The sequence below is a fragment of the Rufibacter ruber genome (genome assembly GCF_014138425.1).
GTDB lineage: Bacteria > Bacteroidota > Bacteroidia > Cytophagales > Hymenobacteraceae > Nibribacter > Nibribacter ruber_C.
On sequence record NZ_JACJIQ010000002.1, the window covers coordinates 92,367 to 116,640 of the forward strand.

Below are 24,274 nucleotides of genomic sequence, written 5' to 3' on the forward strand. Positions count from 1 at the left end.
GGTCTAGTATAATTTTAAATATCTTCTATGATATTTAAGATGCTAAACACTTCAGGAGCAAATGATTTGGATTGGAGAGCAGTTGTAAACCGGCCAAAATATAGAGAAGCTAAATTTATCAAACAAGCTAACTTTTTAACTTTGTTTAAAATCATTTCAAAACCTATCTCTTAATCACATGATTCTATCAGCAAAAGCTTAATATTACTGCCATTACCATAAACCACCAGACATAGCGCGTTAATATATTAAAGCGCTAGACCATTCGTCTGCATTTATTTTTACTTCTCATATACCACAACCTATGCCCACCACATCACCTCCAGATTTATCTGTGCATGCCAGCCCACAGGAACAGAGCCTAGCAAAAACTACTGCCATTCGCCTCCGCTCATTAGACGTTTTCAGGGGGATCACTGTACTGGCTATGATCTTGGTGAACAACCCGGGCAATTGGGGCAAGATCTACGCACCGCTCCGGCACGCCGCCTGGCACGGCTGTACACCCACAGACCTGGTGTTTCCGTTCTTCTTGTTTATAGTAGGGGTGTCTATTGCCTATGCCTTATCTGGCGCAAAGCAAAAGCCTGAAACACACGGTAAAACGCTGCTGAGAATTGCAAGGCGAGGGCTCACCTTGTTTGCCCTTGGTTTGTTCTTAGCGCTGTTCCCTAAGTTTGAGTTTGATACGGTGCGTATCCCGGGGGTGCTCCAGCGAATTGGGGTAGTCTTCATCATTGCCGCCTCTATCTTTCTGAAAACAGAACGGCGCTCCCAACTGGTTATTATAACCGCCTTGCTGGTAGGGTACTGGCTGCTCATGATGTTTGCGCCGGTACCGGGGGTAGGGGAGGCGAACCTTCAACAAACCACCAATCTGGCTGCCTGGCTGGATCACCAACTGCTCCCCGGCCACCTCTGGAAATCTACCAAAGTCTGGGACCCTGAAGGTATCTTAAGCACCCTGCCAGCCATTGCCACAGCTTTGATAGGGATATTGGTGGGGCAATGGTTGAAACAGAAAGATGAGCCCGGCAACAAAATTGCCTGGCTTATGGTGTGGGGCGTGATCTGCACCTGCGCCGGACTCATCTGGGACCTGCACTTCCCCATCAATAAAAGCCTCTGGACCAGTTCCTTCGTTTTATATACAGCCGGCTTGGCCATGCTGGGCCTGGGAGTATGCTACTGGCTCATTGATGTGAAAGGATACCAGAGATTCACCACCCCTTTTTTAGTGTACGGAGTCAACGCCATCACCGTCTTCTTCCTGTCTGGGTTGATCCCGCGTATCATGAACATGGTCAAAGTCTCTACCCCCACCGGCGAAGTAGACAGCAAAACGTGGCTGTATGAGTCCTTCTATACGCCGCACCTGTCTCCCTACAACGCCTCTCTGGCCTGGGCCCTCACCTGGATCTTTTTCTGGATGATTATTCTCTGGATCATGTACCGGAAGAACATTATCATTAAAGTGTAACGTCAGGTCCCTGCCATTCCAGAAAGCGCTTCCTTTTAAACAGTGTCGTGCATTCCTGGAGCAGGCCACTGCTACGCCAGCAAGGGAGGAGCGTTTAGCTAGCTGCTTGTGGCACGGCTAAGGCGTTCCTATTTTTGAAACTGTATTCCTGTTTTTGGCCTGGTTTTGGGAAAACAGCCCCAAAACAGAACCTTCAGGAGCAGTGGCAGGAAGTTACCAGCCAGGAAACCTTCTACCGTGCACCCTCTGCTACCAGCCCCAGAACATTCATCTGGTTAGACGAACACCCAAGCGCCATGGAACCAAGAAAACCTCATTTTGTACGAAGAAGGCTGAACAATTTCGGGTATGCCTGGAACGGGATTGCCGCGGCATTCAGGTCTGAATTCAACATGCGCTGGCATGTGCTGTCTGCCGGCATGGTGGTGGCCTTGGGGTGGTACGTGGGCCTTTCTGCTACAGAATGGGCGCTGCTTGCCTTCGCCATTGGCCTGGTCTGGATGGCTGAGCTGTTTAACACGGCCCTGGAGGTAGTGGTCAACCTGGTCTCACCGGGGCGGCACCCGCTGGCGGGCAAAGCCAAAGACATAGCGGCCGGCGCGGTCTTGGTGGCGTCTATGACGGCGGTGGTGGTAGGGCTGCTGGTTTTTTCCCCGTATGCGGCTCAATTCTTCCAAAAGCTCAGGTAAACATTCTTTCTCACCCGCCCGTTTACTACTTTTGCCCAATTTGTTCGGCCAAGGCCGATGATGTATAATACCAAACCCATAACCATGACTGGTAACGACGTACTTAAAAACCTAGCCGAATACAATGTATGGGCCAACTGGCGCGTGCTGAAAAGCTTTGACCGCGTAGAAGGTGAACTGCCTGAATATTCACAACTCATGTTCAGCCACCTGCTGAACGCCCAGGCTATCTGGATTGCCCGCATCACCGGCACTAAAAGCCCGGTAACCGTATTGCAGGTACACTCACTGGAAGAATTGCACAAACTGCATGAGCAGACGTCGCCCAAACTGGTGGAACTGTACTCCAATGCAGATGAGGCGGAACTGAACCGCACCATTGAGTACACCAACACGCAGGGCAAGGCATATTCTACCAAAGTACGTGACATTCTGACCCACGCCATCAACCACGCCACCTACCACCGCGGCCAGGTGGCCCGTGGCCTGAGATTGGCAGGGCATGAGCCTGTCAACTCTGACTATGTGACCTACGTGCGCATTCAGTACGGCCAGGACATGGAACTGTAAACCCCATAGCGTTTTTGGTCTGTTTTCAGAAAAAACAGACCAAAAACGCAAACTTCTATAAAAAGAAAGGGAGCCTCTGCAGAGGTTCCCTTTCTTTTTATAGAAAGACTGTTGTTAAAACGTAGAGCTCATCTCTGACTTTGCAAAAAAGTCAGAGATGAGCTCTTACAGTTCTTATATCCCCTGCAAAATCTGAAGCGCTAACCTGAGACAGCTTCCCTTGTTCTGTGACAAGGACCTTCAGGAGATAAGCAATAACTTTTACAGTGCCCGTTCACCTAAGTATAAAGACAAATTTAAGCCATACATTTTGTCGCCGTGAAAGGCTCTAGGAAGCGAACAGCCGTAGCAGCCTATAAGCGCTTATCTAGTTCGCCACCTAGGTCTCTTCAGGATGACAGACAGGAAAATTTCTGCCCAAGTACTTAGTTCAAATCAACCGGAGGGAGTTCAGTGATCTGGGTATTGGTAACGGTAACGTCTGGTATTTCTTTGTTCTGGTAAGGCTCAGTGGCGGTGAACTGTACTTTATACGTACCTGCTGGCACACCTTTAATCAGGAAACGGCCTGTCTCATCTGTGAAGCCGCCAATGGTGTCATTGGCCGCCGAGATCACCAGAATACCCGGTCTGGCCGCTGCCGGGATTACGGTTCCTCTAATACCGCCAGCCACTGCCTGGGTAAGGGTTCTGATCACAGGTTTCAGGTTGTAGTTACCGCTGTTGCCGCGTTTCACCACAGATTTGGCGGCGTCAAAGTCTAAGAGTACCACATAGGTGACATCAGCCTCCAGGTCAGCGTTGATCTGCAGTTTAACGCCAGAGGTTTGTCCGCTGGGGGTGGTGAGGGGAATGCGGGCGTTCGCACCTTTCAGTTTCAAGGTGTTGTTGTTCCCCAGGACCAGCCGTATCTGGGAGATGCGGCCAGCCGGAAGGGTGGCACTCGCCAACAGGGTGTCTTTGCCGTTTGCAAAATCTAAGAGGTTGTACACGCCGGGTTTGATGTTGTCTAAGGTGGTCCAGCCAGAGCCGTCATCATTGGCTTCGCGGTGAATCTGCACAGACCGGATGTCTACGTTTACTTCTTCATAGTCGCCGGGGGCATCTGTCAATCTTACCTCCATACGGGCGGCACCCGTGGCCTCATCTTCCTCTGAACAGGAGCTGAACCCAAGGCTTGTGAACAGCAGCATTCCAAACAAAAAGACTTTTCTCATACTTCTGAAATAGGTTAATTACATCACTGCAGGCGCAGCACGATTATACGTATGCAGGAGAAAATGTTTAGAGCCTGTTGAAACCGGTCTGGCCATTGCTTTCCACAGACCCACCCCAAAGGGATGAGGGCGTATCCTTGCCAAAAAGAAGCCTCCTGTTTTGGGGCTGTTTTTTGGAAAACAGCCCCAAAACAGGAGGCGCACAGGGTGGAGACCTCTTACTTTTTGGTAGTGTCTGCCGGAGTGGCCGCAGCTGGTTTCTTTGTCCGGTTAAAGAGTTTGTTCAACTGGTTCTGCGCTTCGCTTTTCACTTTTGCCTCAGCCTCCTGCCGCTTCTTCTCCAGTTCCTGCTGGGCTTTGAGTTTGGCGGCTTCCTGCTGTCTGGCCAGTTCGGCTTTCAGGCTGTCTGTGTTGGTGGCATTCTTTACTGGCAGTTTATCTTTCAGCACGTTCTCCAGCTTGTTTGTCACTACCTGCTTCACAATATTAGAGGCTTCGGCTTTGAGGCTGCTGCCCTTCAGCGCCACTGATGGGTCTTTGTATGGACCCGTAACGCCTAACTGCAGTGTCACCCGCTCCAGCCCCTGCAGGTTCTGCACCCCAGACAGGCTGGTCAGCTTGCTCGCCAGGGCATTTCCCACCTTGCCAGAGGGTACGTCCATGGCTACTACATAGTCAAGCTTCCCGCCCAGGTTGCTGGTACCGCCCACGGTCATTTTAATGTCTTTCACTTCAAACTCAAACGGCTTCATTACCAGGTTACCTGCCACTATCTCAGCCGCAAAGCCTTTGTTCTTGATGGTGAAGTTCTGCACCTCAGACAAATTGGTGAGGCTGCTGATTTTGGAGAGTGCCTTCACGTTGGTCACTACCGCCTCTACCACTTCTACCAGACCTTTGCCAGAAAGGGTGCTCATCACCGGCATCATGTCACTGCCCAGTTCACCACTCAGGTTAAAGTTGGTGGAAAACTGCCCCTTCAGGAGGTTGGCTATGGGCGCCACCTGCTGAATGGTGTTAAAGGCCTGGAAGGAACGCTGAAAATCCAGGTTCTTGATATTCAGCCCGAAAGCGAATTTAGGGTGGATTAAATCCCTGGAATCATACGTGCCCGTTGTGGAAAACTGGCCTCCCAGGGTATTGAAAGACACATCTTCGAGTTTGGCAATCTGATCTTTCAAACTAACCTTGCCGTTGAGGTTCTGCAGTTTAAGATTGTTATACACCACCGTCCCTATCTGGGCATTTAACAACATATCCAGATTAGCCGGTACCTGCACAACCCCCTGCGCCTCCTGGGTAGTGGAGGCGGGAACTGCCTGGCCGGTGTGTTCGTCTACCATCCATTCATTCACATTGAAGTTGCTGGACTGCAAGGTAAAGTTTCCGCGCAGCGGCTGGTTTTCTGAGAAGAGGTAGCCCATGTAGTTAGACACCGTACCGTTCATCTGCACATCACTTTTACCTAAAAACCCGTTTAGCTGCTGCAGCCGCACCTGCTCATTGTTAAAGGTAGCGGTGGCGCTGTTAATGCGCATGCCCTGCGGCAGATCTGTGCTCTTGTAGGCTAGCTGGTTGATGGTGACGGTCCCGCTGGACTGAACGTTGCCATAGCGCCCTGCCTCTACGTCTGTCATCTTGCCCTTGGCCTGCACGTTGCCGGCCATACGGCCGCTCAGGGTGGTGCCTTCAATAGGGAAGATCTTGGTCAGCTTGGTCAAGTCAAGCACCCCGGTTACGGCGGCATCAAACTGGGGCTGGCTCAGGTTCTTGATAGAAACTCTACCTTCTAAAGGCTCCTTGTCCAGCAGCATCTTAAAGCGGGAGACCTGAATATCAGTGTCCATGGCGTTGCCAGTGGTGTTGGTGACGGTAGATGCCACGGTCACTTGCTCCAGCGGGGCAGGGAAGGAGGAAGACTTCACGTAGCCGTTGGTCAGGTTCAGCTTGGCGCTCATGACAGGCATGTGGTTCTCAAAGTAGACCCCATTGGCTTTGGCATCTACATCCAGCAGACCGCGCAGGGTAGTGCCTTCCAGGGGGAAAACCTTGGTCATTTCAGCAAGATCCAGCCTGGCCTGCAGGTTTCCGTCTACTTTCATAGGTGACAGCCCGTCAATCAGCACTTGCCCGTCAATGGGGTTTTTCCCCAGTTCAAGGTGCAGCTTTTTGATGTTGACAACGGTATGGTCCAGGTTGCCGTCTGCGTTTTTCACACTCATGGCCACGTTGATATTCTTAGCCGCCTGCGGTAAATCAGGGTATTTGAAGGTTCCGTTGTTCACCGTAAGATCCACCCCAAAGCCGGGCAGGGTGGTTTCATTGAAAGTACCTTTCACGTACCCGTTGAAAGCAACTTTTCCATCGGTCTGAACATCTTTGAACTTGTCTGTGAAGACACCGGGCACCAGGGAGAACAGGTTTTTAAAATCTGTCTCCAAGGCTTTAAAGGTTAAGTCAAACTTAATGTCATCTGTAGGCATGGCAATAGAGCCGTCCATGCCCAGGGCGAAATCATTCAGTCTAAAATTGTTGTCTTTGAAGGTATACACGCTGTTGGCCATGTCCATGGCCAGGGTCACCTCTGCGTTCAGTTTCTTGTTTTCAATGTAGTTGACATTGCCATAGGTCATGGTGAAGCGGTCTGCCTGGGTGTGGGTTTCCATGTCAAACACGTCTTTGGCCAGATCGCCGCTGCCGGTGTGCTGCACGTTGTATGCCGCCACGCCAAACGGAATGCTCAGGTCCTGGTAAATGATCTGGCCGTTGTTAATGGTCCACTTCTCAATGCCCATCTTGAAATCTGCCGTGTCTGTCTGGGCCGCGGCCGCCGTGTCTGGAATGAAAATATCCCAGTTGGCCATTCCGCTTTTAAGCACCAGCAGTTTAAGGCGGGGGTCCTGCATCTCAATTGATTTGATGACCATCTCATCACCGGTGATCACACTCATGAGGTCCAGACCCAAGGCAAAATCAGGCAGGTACGCCAATGTGTCGCGCTGAAAGGAGTCTTTGCCCACAATGGTCAGCTCTTTGATAGAAAGGCCCAGATCAGGAAATGTGCGGAAAAGCGATAGACTTACGTTATCAGTTTCGTATAGAACCTGAGCGTTGATGTTCTTGGCTATTTCTTTATCCAGCCTATCTTTGATCTTATCTTTGAAAAGAATGGGAACCAACGCGGCGGCGGCAATGAGCACTACAAAAAAGACGGCTATGCCAATGACTACTTTCTTCATATCTGTTGCTGTCTACTGAGCAGGTAAGTTTACTGATTTTAAAATGAATATAGGCTTTTTTAAGCTTCTGCAATTTACGTGCCGTGCTCTAAAGGCAAAGACAGTACTGCAAGCGGCAAAGATAGGTTGTTTTCTGGCCATCCAGAGTTCCGTTGCTCTGGCCCAGGAGACGCCCCTGTCCCAGCCTTATGCCCACCGTTTATTTCTAAACCCCGCGTTTACCGGTTTATTGTCTGATTACAGCGTTACTGCCGGCCACAGCTCTCAATGGACTGGGACCAACAGCGGGTACAGCACCCAGGTGCTGAGCGGGGAGTACCGTTTTTCTGAGAACCGGAATGCCGTTGGCCTCACTTTTGCCTCTGACCGGAGCCCGGCAGGCGGGTTCACCAAGCTACAGGCGGGCGCTCTTTACGCCTACCATACCAAATTGAGGCAACACCTGGATTTGAGTGTGGGCCTGCAGGCGGCGTATGGCAGCCTTAGCCCCAGCTCCCGACTGGTCTTTGAAGACCAGTTAGCCCCTGACGGCTCTATAACTTCACCTACCGCCGAAAGGAATTCGTTTGAACGGGCATCTTACGGTACCGTGGCCGCTGGTTTCCTGCTGTTCACCAGACAGTTCTGGGTGGGCACCTCAGCCCAGCATTTAAACTCCCCCGCTCTTGGTGAATCTTCTGATAATACCATTCCCCCGGTGTTTCAGGCTCACACCGGCTACAGGTTTTATGTTAAACAGTATTTTGTACGAAATTTTTTCAAAGAAGTCAGCTTTATTCCTACTTTCTCGTATACACAACAGCGTGCCTTTAAACGCGTTGATGCCACATTTTACGGTATTGTCACCCCCGTTACTATTGGTTTGGGATATAGCATGTTACCTGGTGAAAAAAATCTACCCGCCGCCAGTACTATTTCTGGTTTGGCGGGCGTTTCGCATAAAGGATTCAAAATAGGGTATAGTTACCGGCACCCGCTGTCTGCCAGTCCTGTTGCTTTAGGCCCAACGCACGAGATTTCTCTTTCTTTTGAGAAGGTAGATTATCTCAAAATCTTTAAAAGATCAGGCACCGACAAAAATTACAATCGGATTGCTTGCCCGGCTTTCTAAAATTCTATATTATTGCGTGTTAATAGACATAACTAGTTTAGAGAATACAATTTTACCTGGTACTTACCAACATTTATGAGACTGTCTAAACAACTAATTTACGTGATGGCAGCAGGGGCGCTTGTTTTCAGCTCCTGTTCTAAGGATAGCAGGCCTACCAGCCGGAAACCTGGTAAAACCAGTACTGCTACCGGCATTGAGTATGATGATGAAGAAGGTGGCTTTGCCGTAGCAGATTACAGTGATATTCCTGAAGGACCAGGTCTTGTATTCATTGAAGGCGGTAGAACCACCCTTGGCTCTTCTGAGGAAGATATAGCCATGACCCGTGATAACATAGAGCGTACCGTAACCGTGGCTTCTTTCTACATGGATGAAGCTGAAGTAGCCAATATTCACTGGCTGGAATACCTGCACTATGTACGTAAAGACTCTTCTGAGGAGGTATATACCAGAGCTTTGCCAGACACTACGGTTTGGGAGCGTGAGTTGTCATTCAATGACCCTTACGTGAATTATTACCTGCGTTACCCAGGCTTCCGGTTTTACCCGGTGGTAGGGGTGAGCTGGCAGCAAGCCCAGGACTACTGTATCTGGCGTACCGCCATGGTGAACAAAGGCCTGGCTGCTAATTTTGACGGGGACCTTGCTGAAGGTGCTACGCCTCCCATTGAGTCTGGTGCTGTTCTACCCAACTACCGCCTCCCAACAGAAGCAGAATGGGAATATGCCGCCCAGGCGTTGATTGGTGTGCAGTTAGACGAAGAAGAAAACCAGTTGAACAAGCGTATCTACCCATGGGATGGGCACCAGGTGCGTAACCCGTATGGCAAAAACCAGGGTCAGTTCCTGGCTAACTTCAAACGGGGCCGTGGTGACTACGCCGGTATTGCCGGTTCTTTGAATGATGGCGCCATGATCACTGAGTATGTATACGCATACCCACCCAATGATTTCGGTCTATACAACATGGCTGGTAACGTAAACGAGTGGGTACAAGATGTTTACCGCCCGCTTTCCTTCCAGGATGTAGAAGACTTGAACCCGGTACGCCGCAATGGGGTAATGGATGATTCTTCTAACTATGACGTGGCCGGCTTCCAGTCATTGATCACCAACACCGTGCGCGTGTACAAAGGCGGTTCCTGGAAAGACGTAGCCTACTGGTTATCACCCGGAACGCGTAGATTCATGGAGCAGGATTCTGCCACTTCAACCATTGGTTTCCGTTGTGCCATGATCAACACCGGCTCAAACAAATAAAGAACAGTTTCAACTAGTTATAGAAAAAGGAGCCGTTAAACGGCTCCTTTTTTATTTATTAAGGTTCCCAGATATAACAGGGACACCTACAAAGTATACGCAATAGCCGCCACACTTACCGTACTTGCCCCACCGCTTAACAAGACATTGGCACAAGCCTCAAGCGTGGCTCCGGTGGTGATGACATCATCTACAAGCAATACATGTTTCCCCTTGATGGCAGCAGGGTTCAGGAGGGCATACAACTCCCGCATGGCTTCCCAACGGGATAACCGGTTTTTCTTGGTTTGCGTGCCGGTGCTCCTTTTCTTTTGCAAAGCCTGCTCTGCTACCGGCACCTCTAGCGCCTGCGCAATTTCTTTGGCAAAGGCCGCCACCTGGTTATAGCCCCGCTGCTGCAGTTTCTGCTTGTGCAACGGGATAGGAACCACCACCTCAATGCGCTGGAAAGCCCCGTGCTCCTGCATGTTCTTTCCTAACCACCTTCCCAAAACTTCCCCCACTTCTTCCTGCCCACGGTACTTGAGCTGGTGCAATAGCCGCTGCACCCGGCTTTTCTCCTGAAATTTCAGGTACGCCACCGCCAGTTGGACAGGCACCCTTCCCCAGAAAACCTGGTGCACGGCATTGTCAGTAGGGCAGAGGTGGAAATTGGTGTACGGCAGCTTGATCCGGCAGTAGCTACAGATCACTTCTTCGCCCATAGCCAGCTCGCCGGCACACGCCTGGCATTCCTCCGGGAAAAGCAACGCCAGAAAATCCTGGTATAACGTGCGAAAGCTTGAAGTCAACAGCTGCATAAAAACAAGTGCAGATTTTGGTGTAACTTTACAGTAGGCAGACATCGCCCTATCTAATTTGTGACAACAATGAGCCTAGTAAAAGAATTCAACGACTACCGCACCCGCATGAATGAAAAAATCATGGCCGCGGATAATAAAGTAATCAAGCGCTTTTTCAACCTGGACACCAACGCCTACGCTGAAGGCGCCTTAGATGTGAAGACCAAGGAAATGCTGGGCCTGGCCTGCTCCATGGTGCTCCGTTGCGATGACTGCATCAAATACCATTTGGGCAAATGCTTTGAGTGCGGCCTCACTGATGAAGAGGTATATGAGATTTTCTCCATCGCCAACCTGATTGGCGGTTCTATTGTGATCCCCCATTTCAGGAGAGCCGTGGAATATTGGGAAGAGTTAAAGAACGAAAATGCCTAACTCTGTTGTTCTCACTTTACTTCCGTTTTAGGCCTGTTTTTATCAAAACAGCCCGAAAACGGAAGTATCAGGAAAGGGAAATAGGCAACGGCTTTGTAAAGAAGAGGATCTTACCCACGGTTTAGGTCTTACCTCTTTCTGAGCTTTCAGGCAGATCATCTTTCCCTGATTCAGAAGAACAAATTAAACTATTGATTATCTGGCTGTTACCCGGCACTATATAGAGCAAACTGTTGCAGTTCACTGCTTTTGGTCATGTTAACAGCCACACATTCATTTCCCCCATGGAGAACGAAGAAGATTTTGATGTCCGGTGGGCGGCGCTGCGGCAGGAGATAAAGAGCATTTTTGGGAAGAAGCCAGATTTGAATGCCATTTTATTTCTGATTGGCGTGCAGGAGCTAGGGCAGGGGGTGCAGGAGTTCACCAAAGAACAGAAACAGGATCTCATGCACATTGCCACCTGCAAATTGCTCAGCCTGTCTGGCTATTATGAACTGGAAGGACTTGATCAGGAGGGATGGCCTCACTGGAAGTCTGTGAAACCGCTGCCGGCCTGTAATTTAAAAGAGCAGGAGCGAATGCTCAAGTGGCACGCGCTGGAGTATTTTGATCAAATGAACAAATGAAAATCATCAGTTATAATGTTAACGGCATAAGAGCGGCCGTCACAAAAGGGTTTGTTGACTGGGTAAGGGCTGCCAACCCAGACGTGCTGTGCCTGCAGGAAATCAAAGCAGACGTAACCAAGTTTGACAAAGCCCCCTTTGAGGAACTTGGCTACCACGTGTACCTGCACCCCGCCATCAAGAAAGGCTACAGCGGCGTGGCCATCCTTTCAAAGGTAGAGCCTAAGAATGTCTGCATTGGCTGTGGCATTGACCAGTATGACCAGGAGGGAAGGGTAATCAGAGCCGACTACAACGGGTATTCTGTGCTGAACGTGTACATGCCCTCTGGCTCCAGTGGCGAGCATCGGCAGGCGTTCAAGATGGAATGGCTGCGCGATTTTCAACAGTACATTCGGGAATTGAAGAACTCTGTAGAAGGTTTAGTGATTTGCGGTGACTATAACATCTGCCACCAGGCCATAGATATCCACAACCCCAAGGCCAATGCCAACAGTTCTGGTTTCCTGCCGGAGGAACGCAACTGGTTCAGCGGCTTTTTGCAAGACGGGTACATTGATTCCTTCCGGCACTTCAACCCAGAACCTCATCATTACACCTGGTGGAGCTACCGTTTTAATGTACGGGAGAAGAACTTGGGCTGGCGCATTGATTACCTGCTGGTTTCTGAGCACCTGAAGCCGCTCATGAAACGGGCCGCTATTCTACCCGAAGCCAAGCATTCTGACCATTGCCCGGTGCTGCTGGAGATGCACCCGGTAGAGGCCTAAGATATCTTATTTTCCAAAGCCGTGTTTTCGGCCTGTTTTCTCAAAAACAGGCTGAAAACACGGCTTTTTGTTGTTCATACCTCACTTTACTATCAACAGATGTTCAAATTATAATTGAGCCATTCTACACTTACTTCAGAACATAAACATTTGTCTACTACTACTTTAAAATTTATTTTCTCTGATAGTTTATAAGAATTTAGGTGGAAAACTTTAGAAACAAATTTATTGGACACTATTCCCGTTCATTACTAAGATTCTTTTCAGCAAGACAAACTATGTACTCTTTGTCTTTATATCTACATGCCTGTACGGCTGAAGAATCTTGTGGAGAAGTTAGATAAATAATTACTGGTCTCTACTCCTGCTCGATATAAAGCGTTATCAGTACTATTGAAGAAGTCTTTAAAGGTTACTGTCTCTGTGCTTAGCTTCAAACCTGTTGAGAAGAATTTATCTGTCTGGCGCCAGCGTCTGCATGTGCAAGGCTTAAACCTGCAGTTTGAATCAATCTTATACACATCTTCTATCCGCAAAGGCAGGTACTTGCGCCAGAGACAAGAAAAGCTATAACCAGTGTACCAATCAAAGAACAGCAGTGGCAGGAAAGGCGCCTTACTTCTCTCTGCTTTCTTCTTTTACCTGTTCAACTATCAAATCCTTTCAGGTGCACGGGAGGGAGTAGCTGCGGGGCCTTCTTTTCTAATCTTATTTTCCCTCTCTGTTTCTGTTTTTGGCTTATTTTCCTGAAAACAGGCCAAAAACAGGTGGCACTTTGGTCAAATCAGAGAATTAACAATAAATTAGTAAGCCTAAGAGTTACTACTCTACAGATCAAATACGTATGGGTATAGTGAAACAGTGCTCCAGAATCTTATCTGAGAGGCTGTAGGGGCTACTTTTCTTTAATCAATTACAAAGTATGCGGGCTGCCGGATCATTACAGACTGTATTAGAGCAGCTTCAGGCGTTCAAGCGCAAGTTTTATCTGAACCTGCTGGTAAAGGGAGCATTGTTGGCAACGGGGCTGGTGCTGTCTTCTTTCCTGCTTATCACGCTGCTGGAGTATTATTTTTATTTCCAGCCAGAGGTGCGGGCATTTCTCTTGTTTTCGTTTCTGTCCATTAGCGCGTTTGCGGTGGTAAGATGGCTCTGGACACCGCTACTGGCGTTGGCCAACCTGAAAAAGCTGCTCTCAGATGAGCAGGCGGCCCGGCAGGTGGCCCAATATTTCCCCGAGATCCAGGACCGGCTTCTGAACCTGCTCCAGCTTAAGAACGTGGCCCTGACCAATGAGCTGGTGGCGGCCAGCGTAGAGCAGCGCTCAGAAGAACTGGCCACCTACCAGTTCCCTGAAAGGATAAAGCTTACCCAGAACAAATCTTACTTCAAGTACCTGCTGCTGCCCTTGGTCCTGGTACTGGTGCTGGCGTTCATTTACCCTACGCTGTTTGTGCAGGGCACCGAGCGCATTATCAACTTTAAGACCCATTACTCCCCAGAGGCACCGTTTAAGTTTCAAATTGAAAATGAGTTGCTGCAGGCTTTTAAAGGAGAGGATTTCCAACTGAAAGTATCTATTGAAGGCAATTCAGTGCCCGAAGAAGTAGCGTTGGTTCTTGACGGGAGGGAAATCCCGCTGAAGAGGGAGAAGGGCAACACGTATGTGCATGAGTTCCAGAAGGTGCAGGAGTCAGTAGACTTTCAGTTAACCGGAGCGGGTTTTTATTCTAAAACCAACCATTTGCGGGTGGTGGCACGTCCGGCGTTACGGCAGTTGCGGGCAGAGCTTAAATACCCCGCTTACCTGCGCAAACCCGCAGAGACCGTGACCAACACCGGCGATTTTACCGTGCCTGAAGGCACCCAGGTGACATGGCATCTGGCGGCAGAGAACGCAGACTCGCTTTGGTTACAGTTTGAGGCTCCCGCCCAAAAGGTGAAAGCGCAATTGCAAGACGAGGAATATGTAGTGAACAAGACTTTCATGCAAAGCCAGCGTTACAGCATGCACCTGCGCAACCGGTACTCCAGCAACAAAGAACAGATCTCTTACCAGATCACGGTGATCCCAGACCGGGCTCCTGAGATAACCTTAGAGCAGTTCCGGGATTCGGTGATGTATTCTTACCTGGTGGTAGGGGGAACCATTTCAGATGATTACGGTTTTAGCCGTCTGGCGCTGCATTACCGGGTGCTCAAAGGCAATAACGGTAGCACAGGCTACAAAACGGTTTCAATTCCATTTAATGGCTCCCTGCCCACCCAGTCTTATTTCCACCAGCTCAACCTGAAGCAGTTCAACCTGCAACCCGGTGACAAGCTTGAATATTTTGTGCAGGTGGCTGACAATGACCAGGTGCCGCAACCTAAGAGCGCCCGCACGTCTACGTTCACCTTTAAATACCCAGACCCGGCTGAACTGCAGAAATCAATTGAGCAGACGTCTCAGCAGGTGCAGTCACAGATGAAGTCTTCGCTCAACAAGGCAGAGGAACTCAAGAAATCACTGGAACAGAACGAAGAGAAGACCAAGCTCAAGCGGGAGCTTTCTTACCAGGACAAAAAGGCGCTGCAGGAACTGGCTGAGAAGAAGAAAGCCCTGCAGGAAGACCTGGAGGCGCTCAAGAAAATGAATGAGCAGCTGAACCAGCAGCAGGACCAGTTTTCGCCTAAAAACGAAAAACTAGCCGAGAAACGCGACCAGCTCCAGAAGATGATGGACCAGCTGCTGGATGAGGAAACCAAAAAACTGTACCAGGAACTGGAGAAGCTCCTGCAGCAGAAACAGCCAGACCCCGCGCAAATTCAGCCGTTGCTAGACAAACTCAACAACAAAGAGGAAAACCTGCAGAAAGAGCTGGACCGACTGCTGGAAATGTTCAAGCAGCTGCAGGTAGAACAGAAGCTGGACAACGCCATGCAGAAGCTAGAAGATATGGCCAAGAAACAGGAAGACCTGTCAAATAAAACGGCTAATCAGAAAAACAAAGCTGACCAGAACCTGCAACAGGAGCAGAAGAACCTACAGGAGCAGTTTAAGCAAATGCAGGAAGACCTCAAAGAGGCTGAAAAACTGAACGAGCAGCTGGAGCACCCTGAAGACATGCCAGAGACTGAGCAGCTGCAAGAGCAGATAGAACAGGAGCAGGAAGGGGCGCAGGAATCACTGCAGAAAGGGCAGAACCAGAAAGCCAGCCAACAGCAGAAATCTGCCGCCCAGAAAATGCAGAAAATGTCACAGCAGATGCAGAGCCAAGAAGCCAGCGCAGACATGCAGCAGATGCAACAGAACTTAGACCACCTGCGGGACATTCTGGAGAACCTGGTAACTCTATCCTTCGGTCAGGAGAAGCTGATGAAAGACTTTAGAAACGTGCAGCAGAGCGACCCCCGTTTCATTTCTATGGCGCAACAGCAGCTTAAACTGTCTGATGATGCCAAAATCATTGAAGACAGTTTACTTTCCCTGGCCAAACGCGTAATGCAGATACAGTCTTTTGTGACCAGAGAAGTGGGTGCCATGGAGGAGGAGATGCGCAAAAGCTCTGAGTCCATCAAAGACCGTAATCTAGGTAAAACGGGAACCCACCAGCAGTTAGCCATGACGTCTATGAACAACCTCGCCCTCATGCTCAGTGATGTGCAAAAGCAGATGCAACAGGCTATGATGGCGGCGCAGCAGAGCGGACCCGGCAAAAAGAAAGGCAAAGGCAAAAACGGCAAAGGCCAAAGTATGATGGGGCAGATGCAGCAGCAACTGAATGAGCAGATACAGCAGTTGCAAAAAAGCGGGCAAAGCGGCAAAGCGCTGTCTGAGCAGCTGGCCAAATTGGCGGCGCAGCAGGAAATGCTGCGCAATGCCATGAAAGAGCTGGCGCCGCCCTCTACGGCGCCGGGCAGCAAAGAAGCAGGGGAGAATCTCAGCAATTTGGGCAAGCTCATGGAACAAACCGAAACTGATCTCGTTAATAAACGTCTCACGGAGCAGACAATGATGCGGCAGAAAGAGATTTTGACTAGATTGCTGCAGGCTGAAAAAGCCGCCAATGAACGGGACCTGGATGAAAAAAGGGAAGCGAATACGGCTAAGGAGTTGCCTGCCCGCATTCCACCTTCATTGCAGAAGTACCAGGAACGGCAGAAACAGCAGACAGAATCGCTCCGTCAGAACCTACCGGCTTTAACTCCTTATTATAAAAAGCAAGTAGATGCTTATTTTAAGCAATTAGGTTATTAGATTTGCAGACATTTCAGATATAGTAAACATATTATGAATCAAGTAAAAATTCAGATTCCGTCCATCATTGAGAATATCAGGATCGTGGAGAGCTTCATTGACAACTCGCGTGAGAAATTCCAGATTGAAGACGACATCTATGGCAACATTATGGTTGCTGTTACGGAATCTGTCAACAACGCCATTAGACATGGTAACAAGTTTGATAAGGATAAAAACGTTTATCTTTCTCTTTTTGTAGAGCCCAACCAACTGCGGTTTGAAGTAGAAGATGAAGGAAACGGGTTTGACCCTGAATCATTGTCTGACCCAACCGCCCCAGAAAATCTGGAGAACCCGGGCGGGAGAGGTATCTTCTTAATGCGTAACCTCTGTGATGATGTTTCTTTCAGCAATGACGGCCGCACCGTATCGTTAACCTTCAATATTGCCAATGCCTGAGTTGCCCATTGAGTTTTTTGCTGAAGACGTAGAGTTTGAGGTAAAGAACGAGCAAAGAGTTAAAGAGTGGCTTTTTGAAATAATAGAAAATTATTCCTTCGAGTTAGAATCTTTGAACTACATTTTTTGTTCTGACGAATATCTTCATCAGATGAATGTAGAATACTTAGATCATGATACACTCACTGATGTCATCACCTTTGATAATTCCGATGTAGAGGGAGTTATTGAAGGTGATGTTTTCATTAGTATAGACCGCATTGTGGACAACGCTGCCTCTTTCCACATTTCACCAGAAGAAGAACTTCACCGGGTTATGGCCCACGGCCTTCTTCATCTGCTTGGATTTGAAGATAAAGGCGAAGAAAACCAAATTATAATGCGTTCTAAAGAAGATGCGTGTTTACAACTACGCAGGTTGTAAACACCAGACTGTATAGTTTTACCTCACTTATCAACAATGTTTCACGTGAAACATCAAAGTAATCCACACCATGTTCACAAGTTATGATGTAATAGTAGTAGGGGCGGGACATGCCGGATGTGAAGCTGCACATGCGGCCGCCACCATGGGATCGAAGGTATTACTCGTAACCATGAACATGAACACCATTGCCCAAATGTCATGCAACCCAGCTATGGGGGGCGTAGCTAAAGGCCAAATTGTAAGAGAAGTAGATGCCTTGGGCGGTATGAGCGGGATCATTACAGATAAGACTATGATCCAGTTCAGAATGCTTAATATGTCTAAAGGTCCCGCCATGTGGAGCCCCCGGGCTCAGAGTGACCGCATGCGATTTGCAGAGGAATGGAGACTGGCGCTGGAACAGACACCTAACGTAGATTTCTGGCAGGAAATGGTGTCAGAGATAATAGTAGAAGGTGGCAGGGCAGTAGGGGTGAAGACAAGTTTGGGTCTGGAGATACGGGCCAAAGCCGTTGTGTTAACGAACGGAACCTTCTTGAACGGCATTATCCATATTGGTGAAAAGCAATTAGGTGGCGGTAGAGCCGCTGAAAAAGCAGCCAAAGGAATTACTGAGCAACTGGTGCAGCTAGGGTTTGAGGCAGGCCGTATGAAAACCGGTACTCCACCCAGAGTAGACGGCCGTAGCCTGAACTATGAGGTCATGGAAGAACAGAAGGGAGATGAAAACCCATCAAAGTTCTCCTATACAGATACTCCGGCACTGGGCAACCAGAGAAGTTGCTACATTACCTACACTAATTCTAAGGTGCATGAGATTCTCAAAACGGGTTTTGAGCAATCACCCATGTTCCAGGGTAGAATCCAGGGGTTGGGTCCGCGGTACTGCCCATCCATTGAAGACAAGATCAACCGCTTCGCGGAACGCGACCGTCACCAAATCTTTGTAGAACCAGAGGGATGGAACACAGTTGAAGTGTATGTGAATGGCTTCTCCAGCTCCTTGCCAGAAGATGTGCAGTTCAAAGCACTGAGAGAAATCCAGGGGTTTGAAAACGCTAAAATGTTCAGACCTGGTTACGCCATTGAATATGATTTCTTCCCGCCCACCCAGTTAAACCTGACTCTGGAAACAAAGCTGGTGGAAAACCTCTATTTTGCGGGGCAGATTAATGGTACTACAGGTTATGAAGAAGCGGCGTGCCAAGGCCTTATGGCGGGAATTAACGCCCATAACAAGGTGCATAACGCAGAACCGTTTGTTCTGAAAAGATCAGAGGCATACATTGGTGTTTTGATTGATGACCTAGTAAACAAAGGCACCAATGAGCCTTACCGCATGTTTACCTCACGGGCAGAGCACCGCATCTTGTTACGCCAGGACAACGCTGACCTTAGGCTAACAGAAAAAGGCTTCCAATTGGGCTTGGCCTCTGAGGAGCGGCTGCAAAAGGTAAACCGCAAGAAACAGGAAACCCAGGAGGTACTGACGTATCTGCAGCAAAAGGGAATAGAGCCAGAAGAAGTTAACGCCATGCTCCTTTCGCTGAATTCTGCCCCCATCAGTGAAAGAGCCAAAGCCGGTAATCTGCTAAAGCGGCCAAACGTAGAACTGGAGCATCTGCTGCAATCTTCAGAAAGCCTGAACCTGTACCTGAGCAAGTATTTGCCAGAAAGTTTAGAGCAGGCGGTTATTCTTTTGAAATATGCGAGCTATATTGACAAAGAAAACCAGATGGCCTCTAAGATGGAGGAGCTGGAAAATTACCGCATTAAAGACCGGCTGGACTACAAAGCTATCACCGCGCTTTCAAACGAAGCCCGTGAGAAACTGCTGAAAGTACAGCCAGAAACCTTAGGACAAGCATCGCGCATCAGTGGCGTGTCTCCCGCAGATATCTCCATCCTGATGGTATACTTAGGAAAATAGAATGAGCTACGAACGGCTAGACCATTGCCCCATTTGTTCAAAAACAGATTTTAAGAATTTTCTAGTAGTACAAGACAAGAGTGTGAGCCAGGAGAGCTTTGTCATTGTGCAGTGTACCAACTGCCAGCTCAAGTTCACAAATCCGCGGCCAGAAGAAGGAAGCATTGGTCCATACTATGCCTCTGAAGCCTATATTTCACACTCAGACACCAGCAAAGGTCTACTGAACAAAACCTACCGGCTGGTCAGGTCCATGGCAGTAAAAACCAAAGTAGATCTGGTAAACCGTTTGGGCAACAAAGGCAAAATTCTGGACTACGGTTGCGGGGTGGGGTATTTCCTGCAGGCGTGCCAAAAACAGGGTTGGGAGGTAGAAGGCATAGAGCCAAATGAACAGGCCAGAAAACAGACTGAAGAGAAAATTGGGAAACCCTTGGTTCAAGGCCCGCTGCAGAATCTGGCTGAGGAAACTTTTGAGGTGATTACGCTTTGGCATGTGTTAGAGCACGTACACACATTAAATGAAACGCTCAAAGAATTGGTGCGGGCAACCAAAAAAGGGGGACATTTAGTCATTGCCGTACCTAATGCAGATTCATATGACGCCAAAAAGTATGGAGCAGATTGGGCAGCGTATGATGTTCCCCGGCATTTGTACCACTTCAACAAAGCCAGCATGCAGAAGCTTCTGAAAAAGCACAAGCTGGATCTAAAGGAAGTTCTCCCCATGAAGTGGGATTCTTACTACGTGAGCATCCTGAGTGAGAAGTACAAGCACGGGCAAACCAAGATGCTGGATTCTTTCTTTACCGGTTTCAGGTCTAACCTGCACGGGGCCAAAAACGGAAACTCCTATTCAAGCCAGATCTTTATTGCCCAGAAAAAATAAAAGACGATCACACAAAATAAAAATGACCTTATAGCGCTACTATAAGGTCATTTCCATTTTACCGCCAAAAATGAAAAAACAGCTCAAAAACGCAGTGTATTGGGTTTCACTCCTCATGATAACCGGGTGCGCCAACATTGGGAGTCCCTCTGGTGGACCCAAAGATGTCACGGCTCCAAAATTACTCAGCACCAACCCAAAAGACGGCCAAACCAACGTAAAGCCTAAAACCATTGTCTTAACTTTCAATGAAGCCATACAAACCATTGATCTTTACCGCCAGCTCATTGTGGCCCCTTATACAGAGGCTACCTTCAAAGAGAAGATAAAAGACGGCACCCTGGAGTTGGAGTTCACGCAACCCTGGGAGGAAAACACCACCTACAGCCTTAACTTCAGAAACAGCATAGCAGATGTCACAGAGAAAAATTTAGCAAAAAGCGTGGTCATTACCTTTAGTACCGGTAGCCAGCTAGATTCAGGGAGAGTAAGCGGCACGGTAAAAGCCTTGTATAGCGCCACTGTCCCAAAAGACGTGAACGTACTGCTGTACCCAACCAGGGACACCGCTCAGATCAGAAACGGGCGGCCTCTGTATGTGACCACAGCAGATTCTACAGGTACCTTCAGCTTCAGGAACATAAAAGTTGGCAACTATTACATCTATGCGCTGTCAGAAACCAACAATAACCTCAGGTATGACAATGAAAGTGAACTGATAGCATATGCCTCAGACTCCATTGTGGTACAACCGGCCGTAGAAGAGCTCACCATTATCTTGCATACCCAAGACATCACACCGCCCCGGGTAATCACCAAAAGAAGTTTTACCAATGTGTATGAAGTAGAGTATGCAGAAGGCCTCACCAACGTACAAATAACCAGCATTGAGCCAACCCCCAGTGAGGCTAGATGGACTTTAACTGAAAACGGGAAGACCGTGAGGGTCTACCCGGTAGTGGCAGAAGAGCAGAAATGGCTGTTCCTGGCCACAGACAGCGCCTCTATTCAAAGAACAGATACAGTCACCACCCGTTTGTCTGGGAAAGCAGCACCCAGAACCATCAAAAACTTTGAAGTGCTGAATGGAACCGCAGTAAAGGCCACAGACACGTTAAAACTGAGATTTGAGCTTCCTACCAAAGTTATTAATCCGGCGGGAGCCGTAACACTCGTCTTTGACACCACCACCACAGTAACCACTACAGACGCAAAACAATTAAGGTGGAACAAAAACCAGACAGAGGCCACTCTACTACTGCCCTTGCAGGCAACCCGTCAAATCAGCCTCAGCATTGACACCACCAAAATAGTACCGTTCATTGGGGCACCGTATGCCAGTGCCACCACTAAGCTACAAGTGATCAAAAAGACCAATACCGGTAGCTTAAAAGTAGTCACCAGCACGACTGAAAAAAACTACACCATTCAGCTGCTGCGGGAGAACAAGGTGGTCAGGGAGGCCAGAAACGTAAAAACTGTTTTATGGGAAAACCTGGTGCCAGCTAAATACCAGGTACGGGTACTGGTTGACACCAATGGCAACGGAAAATGGGATAACGGCTTATTAAGCCAAAGAAGGCAACCCGAACCAGTCATCCTTCACCCGGAAATCTATGAGATCAGGGCAGATTGGGAAATTGAAATGAGCCCTCCGCTTACGTTTTAACCCAACCCTTCCAATAACTTTCATTTTCTGACATTCCTGTTTTCGGGCTGTTTTTCTAAAATCAGCCCGAAAACAGGAATTTTTTTTGCCGTATCTCTGAAATTAGACCCTTCCTCCACAAATGGTGGAAACAACGTGGAAAACTGTGGACAAAAATCGGGATAAACTCGCAACAAACTTGATAATTGAGAGTAGCCCACCGTGAAACATAGCACGCAAAGAGCAAAATGTGGGAGACGGTGAATAAAATCTACAGAAACAAAAAGTTATTCACCTGCGAATAACTTTAACCCTCTTTCCACGGCCATGAATGTGAAAAAGTGGAAAGACCATTTAAGTACTTGAAGAAGAACCCAAAAGAATCCACAGCAGAAAGTAAAAATGTGAACAGAAGACTCCTTTCTTAACACTGATCAGGATAACTCCGGGCTTTCCACAGTTGTCCACTTCTGCACATCCCTAATGATGAAGAAAATTCTTATTTAAAAATTCATTTTATAATAGATATCAGGTGGAACCCGTGGAAAAGTGGGAAACTCGCGCAGACCGGAAAGGAGAAAGGGGAGCTGGGGCGCGGCCCGGTTCAGAAATAAGGGCCTCTGCCGCCTGAACATGTGGATACCCGGTATTTTTTGAGTAGTTTTATAAAAAGTAAGCCAGAAACGGCACCATACAACCGTAAGAAAACTATGGAACAGGACAAAGAGCAATTCGATCATGAGATAAAGCTGGGCTACGGCATTGGCGACTTAAGATTTGGTTTGACCATGGACGACGTGGAAGAGATCATGGGCGAGCCCGAAGAAATAGAAGAGTCAGATGAGGAAGACGAGTTTGAGCACAAGGCCTGGAACTACTGGGACACTGGCTTCTCCTTCTACTTTGACCAGGAAGACGACTACCGTTTGAGCTGCATTGAGACGGCCAACCCCAACGTGACCCTCTGGGGTAAGAAGATATTTGAACTAAGCCAGCAAGAGGTAGAAGACCTCTTCAAGCAACACGGAATACAGAGCGTTGAGAAAGAGAAAATAGAAGACAACGTGACCTGCCTCTCTTATGACAAGGAGATGATTGACCTTTACTTTGAGCAAGGCAAACTATTGGCCGTAAACTTCGGGGTGCACATGGATGACAACCTGGAGGTACTATGGCCAGCTGAAAGCAACGAAGGCTAAAAGCCGTTTTTGGGCTGTTTTTAGAAAAACAGCCCAAAAACGTGAAACATCTACCTAACAAAAAAGGGCGGTCCAGATCTGGATCGCCCTTTTTTGTTGGGTAAGAGTGGAGGTTTATCGTGTGAAAAAAGCTTTGATTTCATCCTGGATGGCAGGATTGATGGCAATGGCCAGAAGCACAGAGATCACCAGGCCAATGGCTACAGAGAAAACGTCTTTCCCAATGAGTTTAAAGGTTTTAGAGAACTTGCTGCCAGAATCTTTGGCCCTGATGCGCATGCCCAGCTCACGGCCCGCCAGCAGCCCCACAAACACCCAGGTGGTACTCATAGGAATATTGTTCACCTCTTTGAAGAAGTACAAGATAATAGAGTAGATCAGGTCAATAATGGTGGCACTGCGCACATCCCGTACTTCAGACTTCTCATTGATAATATGCTGGATCTTCTCACCGCGCCTGTAAAAAAGGTACGCCAACCCAAAGAAGATGAAACCTGCAAACACCGAGAACTCCACCCAACTGAGCTGGCGGGGCAGGTAAACCGCCACATTGGCCAGATCCTGCGCCAGCCAGGTGTGCCATAAAAACCCACTAATGATCCATTGGGCCCAAATCCAGGCGCCATGAGCTTCGCCTTTGATGAAACGCTTGATGATAGGGGACAGCCCCAGGTAAAGCAGCAGCGCCGCCAGAAAGGCCGCCACATACCCTAGCAGGCTTTTGTTCACCATGCTGAAAATAGCGGAGGAGTCAATGGTGAACACACTCAGCAGCATGAACGTGGTAGACACCGGAATTCTAAAGCGCGTCAGGAGCAGGAGAATCACCGGGGAGGCCAGCTGCAGGAACACAAAATTCTCTGGCGTGTCTTTAAAGCCTTTAGAAGCCAACCGCTGGTACGTCACGTCACCGTTAAACATGTACCAGCTGTAGAAGACAGTAGCCAGAAAGATGCCGCCCATGAAAAGCCACTGCCAGTACCATTTCTTGTCTTCATTAGAAACAATGAACGTGCCTATGGTCTGGATGCTGTCATTGGCAATGGCAGAATACCCGGCAAAGGCAAAACCCACCCACATGGCCACCGGCGTGTAAGGATAAACTGCCCCGCACAGAATAAGGGAGAAGGCAATGAAGTAAAGAAAGTTCTTTTCCTTCCGGATTAGCAGGTCCAGCACACCGGTTCTCTTTCTGAACTTGTAAGGTTGGGCAGGAACCAGCGAACCTTTACTCTTTCTTGATTTAGCCATGAAAATTAGGGAGGGTTAGTTGAGGCATTTTGAAAGTAGGAGAAGCTGAAATTATCAAAATACA

General features: G+C 48.5%; 19 protein-coding genes. 15 read left to right on the forward strand and 4 right to left on the reverse strand.

Annotation, left to right across the window (positions count from 1 at the left end):
• Nucleotides 1-304 precede the first annotated feature (304 nt).
• The 3 genes from FHS90_RS03005 to FHS90_RS03015 all read left to right on the forward strand — a co-directional run bounded on the left by FHS90_RS03005 (nucleotide 305) and on the right by FHS90_RS03015 (nucleotide 2,739).
• Nucleotides 305-1,480 (forward strand): acyltransferase family protein, encoded by a 1,176-nt coding sequence (locus FHS90_RS03005; protein ID WP_182511675.1) that lies wholly within the window; start codon nucleotides 305-307, stop codon nucleotides 1,478-1,480.
• A 296-nt stretch (nucleotides 1,481-1,776) separates the two neighbouring features.
• Complete coding sequence (locus tag FHS90_RS03010) at nucleotides 1,777-2,169, forward strand: diacylglycerol kinase family protein (RefSeq protein ID WP_182511677.1); 393 nt, start codon at nucleotides 1,777-1,779, stop codon at nucleotides 2,167-2,169.
• 84 nt (nucleotides 2,170-2,253) lie between these two features.
• Nucleotides 2,254-2,739, forward strand: a complete 486-nt coding sequence (locus tag FHS90_RS03015; RefSeq protein ID WP_182511679.1) for a DinB family protein — start codon at nucleotides 2,254-2,256, stop codon at nucleotides 2,737-2,739.
• Nucleotides 2,740-3,164: 425 nt separating this feature from the next.
• Here FHS90_RS03015 and FHS90_RS03020 read toward each other — a convergent pair whose 3' ends face one another.
• Nucleotides 3,165-3,956, reverse strand: coding sequence for a DUF4382 domain-containing protein (locus FHS90_RS03020; protein WP_182511681.1), 792 nt, complete (start codon nucleotides 3,954-3,956; stop codon nucleotides 3,165-3,167).
• A 218-nt stretch (nucleotides 3,957-4,174) separates the two neighbouring features.
• Nucleotides 4,175-7,195: an AsmA-like C-terminal region-containing protein gene (locus tag FHS90_RS03025; protein WP_182511683.1), complete on the reverse strand. Its 3,021-nt coding sequence runs from the start codon at nucleotides 7,193-7,195 to the stop codon at nucleotides 4,175-4,177.
• Nucleotides 7,196-7,238: 43 nt separating this feature from the next.
• Between FHS90_RS03025 and FHS90_RS03030 the strand changes: the two genes are divergently transcribed.
• Nucleotides 7,239-8,306 (forward strand): PorP/SprF family type IX secretion system membrane protein, encoded by a 1,068-nt coding sequence (locus FHS90_RS03030; RefSeq protein ID WP_182511685.1) that lies wholly within the window; start codon nucleotides 7,239-7,241, stop codon nucleotides 8,304-8,306.
• Between the two features lie 75 nt (nucleotides 8,307-8,381).
• Nucleotides 8,382-9,569 carry a gliding motility lipoprotein GldJ gene (gene gldJ, locus FHS90_RS03035; protein ID WP_066829871.1) on the forward strand — a complete coding sequence of 396 codons (1,188 nt, stop codon included), beginning with the start codon at nucleotides 8,382-8,384 and terminating at the stop codon, nucleotides 9,567-9,569.
• 86 nt (nucleotides 9,570-9,655) lie between these two features.
• Here gldJ and FHS90_RS03040 read toward each other — a convergent pair whose 3' ends face one another.
• Nucleotides 9,656-10,369 carry a ComF family protein gene (locus FHS90_RS03040; protein ID WP_182511686.1) on the reverse strand — a complete coding sequence of 238 codons (714 nt, stop codon included), beginning with the start codon at nucleotides 10,367-10,369 and terminating at the stop codon, nucleotides 9,656-9,658.
• Nucleotides 10,370-10,438: 69 nt separating this feature from the next.
• Between FHS90_RS03040 and FHS90_RS03045 the strand changes: the two genes are divergently transcribed.
• From FHS90_RS03045 to FHS90_RS03090, 10 genes are all read left to right on the forward strand, one after another.
• Nucleotides 10,439-10,786: a carboxymuconolactone decarboxylase family protein gene (locus FHS90_RS03045; RefSeq protein WP_066829877.1), complete on the forward strand. Its 348-nt coding sequence runs from the start codon at nucleotides 10,439-10,441 to the stop codon at nucleotides 10,784-10,786.
• Between the two features lie 284 nt (nucleotides 10,787-11,070).
• Nucleotides 11,071-11,415 (forward strand): hypothetical protein, encoded by a 345-nt coding sequence (locus FHS90_RS03050; protein ID WP_066829942.1) that lies wholly within the window; start codon nucleotides 11,071-11,073, stop codon nucleotides 11,413-11,415.
• On the forward strand, nucleotides 11,412-12,185 hold the full coding sequence (locus tag FHS90_RS03055; RefSeq protein WP_066829879.1) for an exodeoxyribonuclease III: 774 nt from the start codon (nucleotides 11,412-11,414) through the stop codon (nucleotides 12,183-12,185). Before FHS90_RS03050 ends, FHS90_RS03055 begins: the two co-directional genes overlap by 4 nt.
• A gap of 922 nt (nucleotides 12,186-13,107) precedes the next feature.
• The gene (locus FHS90_RS03060; RefSeq protein ID WP_182511688.1) at nucleotides 13,108-16,425 is read left to right on the forward strand and encodes a DUF4175 family protein; all 3,318 of its coding nucleotides are present in this window, start codon (nucleotides 13,108-13,110) and stop codon (nucleotides 16,423-16,425) included.
• 33 nt (nucleotides 16,426-16,458) lie between these two features.
• Nucleotides 16,459-16,866, forward strand: coding sequence for an ATP-binding protein (locus tag FHS90_RS03065; protein WP_066829887.1), 408 nt, complete (start codon nucleotides 16,459-16,461; stop codon nucleotides 16,864-16,866).
• Nucleotides 16,859-17,290, forward strand: a complete 432-nt coding sequence (gene ybeY / locus FHS90_RS03070; protein WP_182511690.1) for an rRNA maturation RNase YbeY — start codon at nucleotides 16,859-16,861, stop codon at nucleotides 17,288-17,290. Before FHS90_RS03065 ends, ybeY begins: the two co-directional genes overlap by 8 nt.
• 70 nt (nucleotides 17,291-17,360) lie before the next feature.
• Entirely contained in the window at nucleotides 17,361-19,223 is a 1,863-nt protein-coding gene (gene mnmG / locus FHS90_RS03075; RefSeq protein WP_182511692.1) for a tRNA uridine-5-carboxymethylaminomethyl(34) synthesis enzyme MnmG, read from the forward strand.
• 1 nt (nucleotide 19,224) lies between these two features.
• A complete protein-coding gene (locus FHS90_RS03080) occupies nucleotides 19,225-20,112 on the forward strand; it encodes a class I SAM-dependent methyltransferase (protein WP_066829895.1) in 888 nt (295 codons plus the stop codon).
• A gap of 70 nt (nucleotides 20,113-20,182) precedes the next feature.
• On the forward strand, nucleotides 20,183-21,781 hold the full coding sequence (locus tag FHS90_RS03085) for an Ig-like domain-containing domain (protein WP_182511695.1): 1,599 nt from the start codon (nucleotides 20,183-20,185) through the stop codon (nucleotides 21,779-21,781).
• A gap of 689 nt (nucleotides 21,782-22,470) precedes the next feature.
• Nucleotides 22,471-22,959: a hypothetical protein gene (locus FHS90_RS03090; RefSeq protein WP_182511697.1), complete on the forward strand. Its 489-nt coding sequence runs from the start codon at nucleotides 22,471-22,473 to the stop codon at nucleotides 22,957-22,959.
• A gap of 114 nt (nucleotides 22,960-23,073) precedes the next feature.
• On the opposite strand, the gene FHS90_RS03095 is transcribed toward FHS90_RS03090, so the two are convergent.
• Entirely contained in the window at nucleotides 23,074-24,210 is a 1,137-nt protein-coding gene (locus tag FHS90_RS03095) for a hypothetical protein (RefSeq protein WP_066834465.1), read from the reverse strand.
• Between the last annotated feature and the right edge of the window lie 64 nt (nucleotides 24,211-24,274).

Excerpts from the sequence above, each read along its gene's own strand:
- FHS90_RS03005 (WP_182511675.1), top strand. The coding sequence starts at position 305 with ATGCCCACCACATCACCTCCAGATTTATCTGTGCATGCCAGCCCACAG.
- FHS90_RS03010 (WP_182511677.1), top strand. The coding sequence starts at position 1,777 with ATGGAACCAAGAAAACCTCATTTTGTACGAAGAAGGCTGAACAATTTC.
- FHS90_RS03015 (WP_182511679.1), top strand. The coding sequence starts at position 2,254 with ATGACTGGTAACGACGTACTTAAAAACCTAGCCGAATACAATGTATGG.
- FHS90_RS03020 (WP_182511681.1), bottom strand. The coding sequence starts at position 3,956 with ATGAGAAAAGTCTTTTTGTTTGGAATGCTGCTGTTCACAAGCCTTGGG.
- FHS90_RS03025 (WP_182511683.1), bottom strand. The coding sequence starts at position 7,195 with ATGAAGAAAGTAGTCATTGGCATAGCCGTCTTTTTTGTAGTGCTCATT.
- FHS90_RS03030 (WP_182511685.1), top strand. The coding sequence starts at position 7,239 with ATGAATATAGGCTTTTTTAAGCTTCTGCAATTTACGTGCCGTGCTCTA.
- gldJ (WP_066829871.1), top strand. The coding sequence starts at position 8,382 with ATGAGACTGTCTAAACAACTAATTTACGTGATGGCAGCAGGGGCGCTT.
- FHS90_RS03040 (WP_182511686.1), bottom strand. The coding sequence starts at position 10,369 with ATGCAGCTGTTGACTTCAAGCTTTCGCACGTTATACCAGGATTTTCTG.
- FHS90_RS03045 (WP_066829877.1), top strand. The coding sequence starts at position 10,439 with ATGAGCCTAGTAAAAGAATTCAACGACTACCGCACCCGCATGAATGAA.
- FHS90_RS03050 (WP_066829942.1), top strand. The coding sequence starts at position 11,071 with ATGGAGAACGAAGAAGATTTTGATGTCCGGTGGGCGGCGCTGCGGCAG.
- FHS90_RS03055 (WP_066829879.1), top strand. The coding sequence starts at position 11,412 with ATGAAAATCATCAGTTATAATGTTAACGGCATAAGAGCGGCCGTCACA.
- FHS90_RS03060 (WP_182511688.1), top strand. The coding sequence starts at position 13,108 with ATGCGGGCTGCCGGATCATTACAGACTGTATTAGAGCAGCTTCAGGCG.
- FHS90_RS03065 (WP_066829887.1), top strand. The coding sequence starts at position 16,459 with ATGAATCAAGTAAAAATTCAGATTCCGTCCATCATTGAGAATATCAGG.
- ybeY (WP_182511690.1), top strand. The coding sequence starts at position 16,859 with ATGCCTGAGTTGCCCATTGAGTTTTTTGCTGAAGACGTAGAGTTTGAG.
- mnmG (WP_182511692.1), top strand. The coding sequence starts at position 17,361 with ATGTTCACAAGTTATGATGTAATAGTAGTAGGGGCGGGACATGCCGGA.
- FHS90_RS03080 (WP_066829895.1), top strand. The coding sequence starts at position 19,225 with ATGAGCTACGAACGGCTAGACCATTGCCCCATTTGTTCAAAAACAGAT.
- FHS90_RS03085 (WP_182511695.1), top strand. The coding sequence starts at position 20,183 with ATGAAAAAACAGCTCAAAAACGCAGTGTATTGGGTTTCACTCCTCATG.
- FHS90_RS03090 (WP_182511697.1), top strand. The coding sequence starts at position 22,471 with ATGGAACAGGACAAAGAGCAATTCGATCATGAGATAAAGCTGGGCTAC.
- FHS90_RS03095 (WP_066834465.1), bottom strand. The coding sequence starts at position 24,210 with ATGGCTAAATCAAGAAAGAGTAAAGGTTCGCTGGTTCCTGCCCAACCT.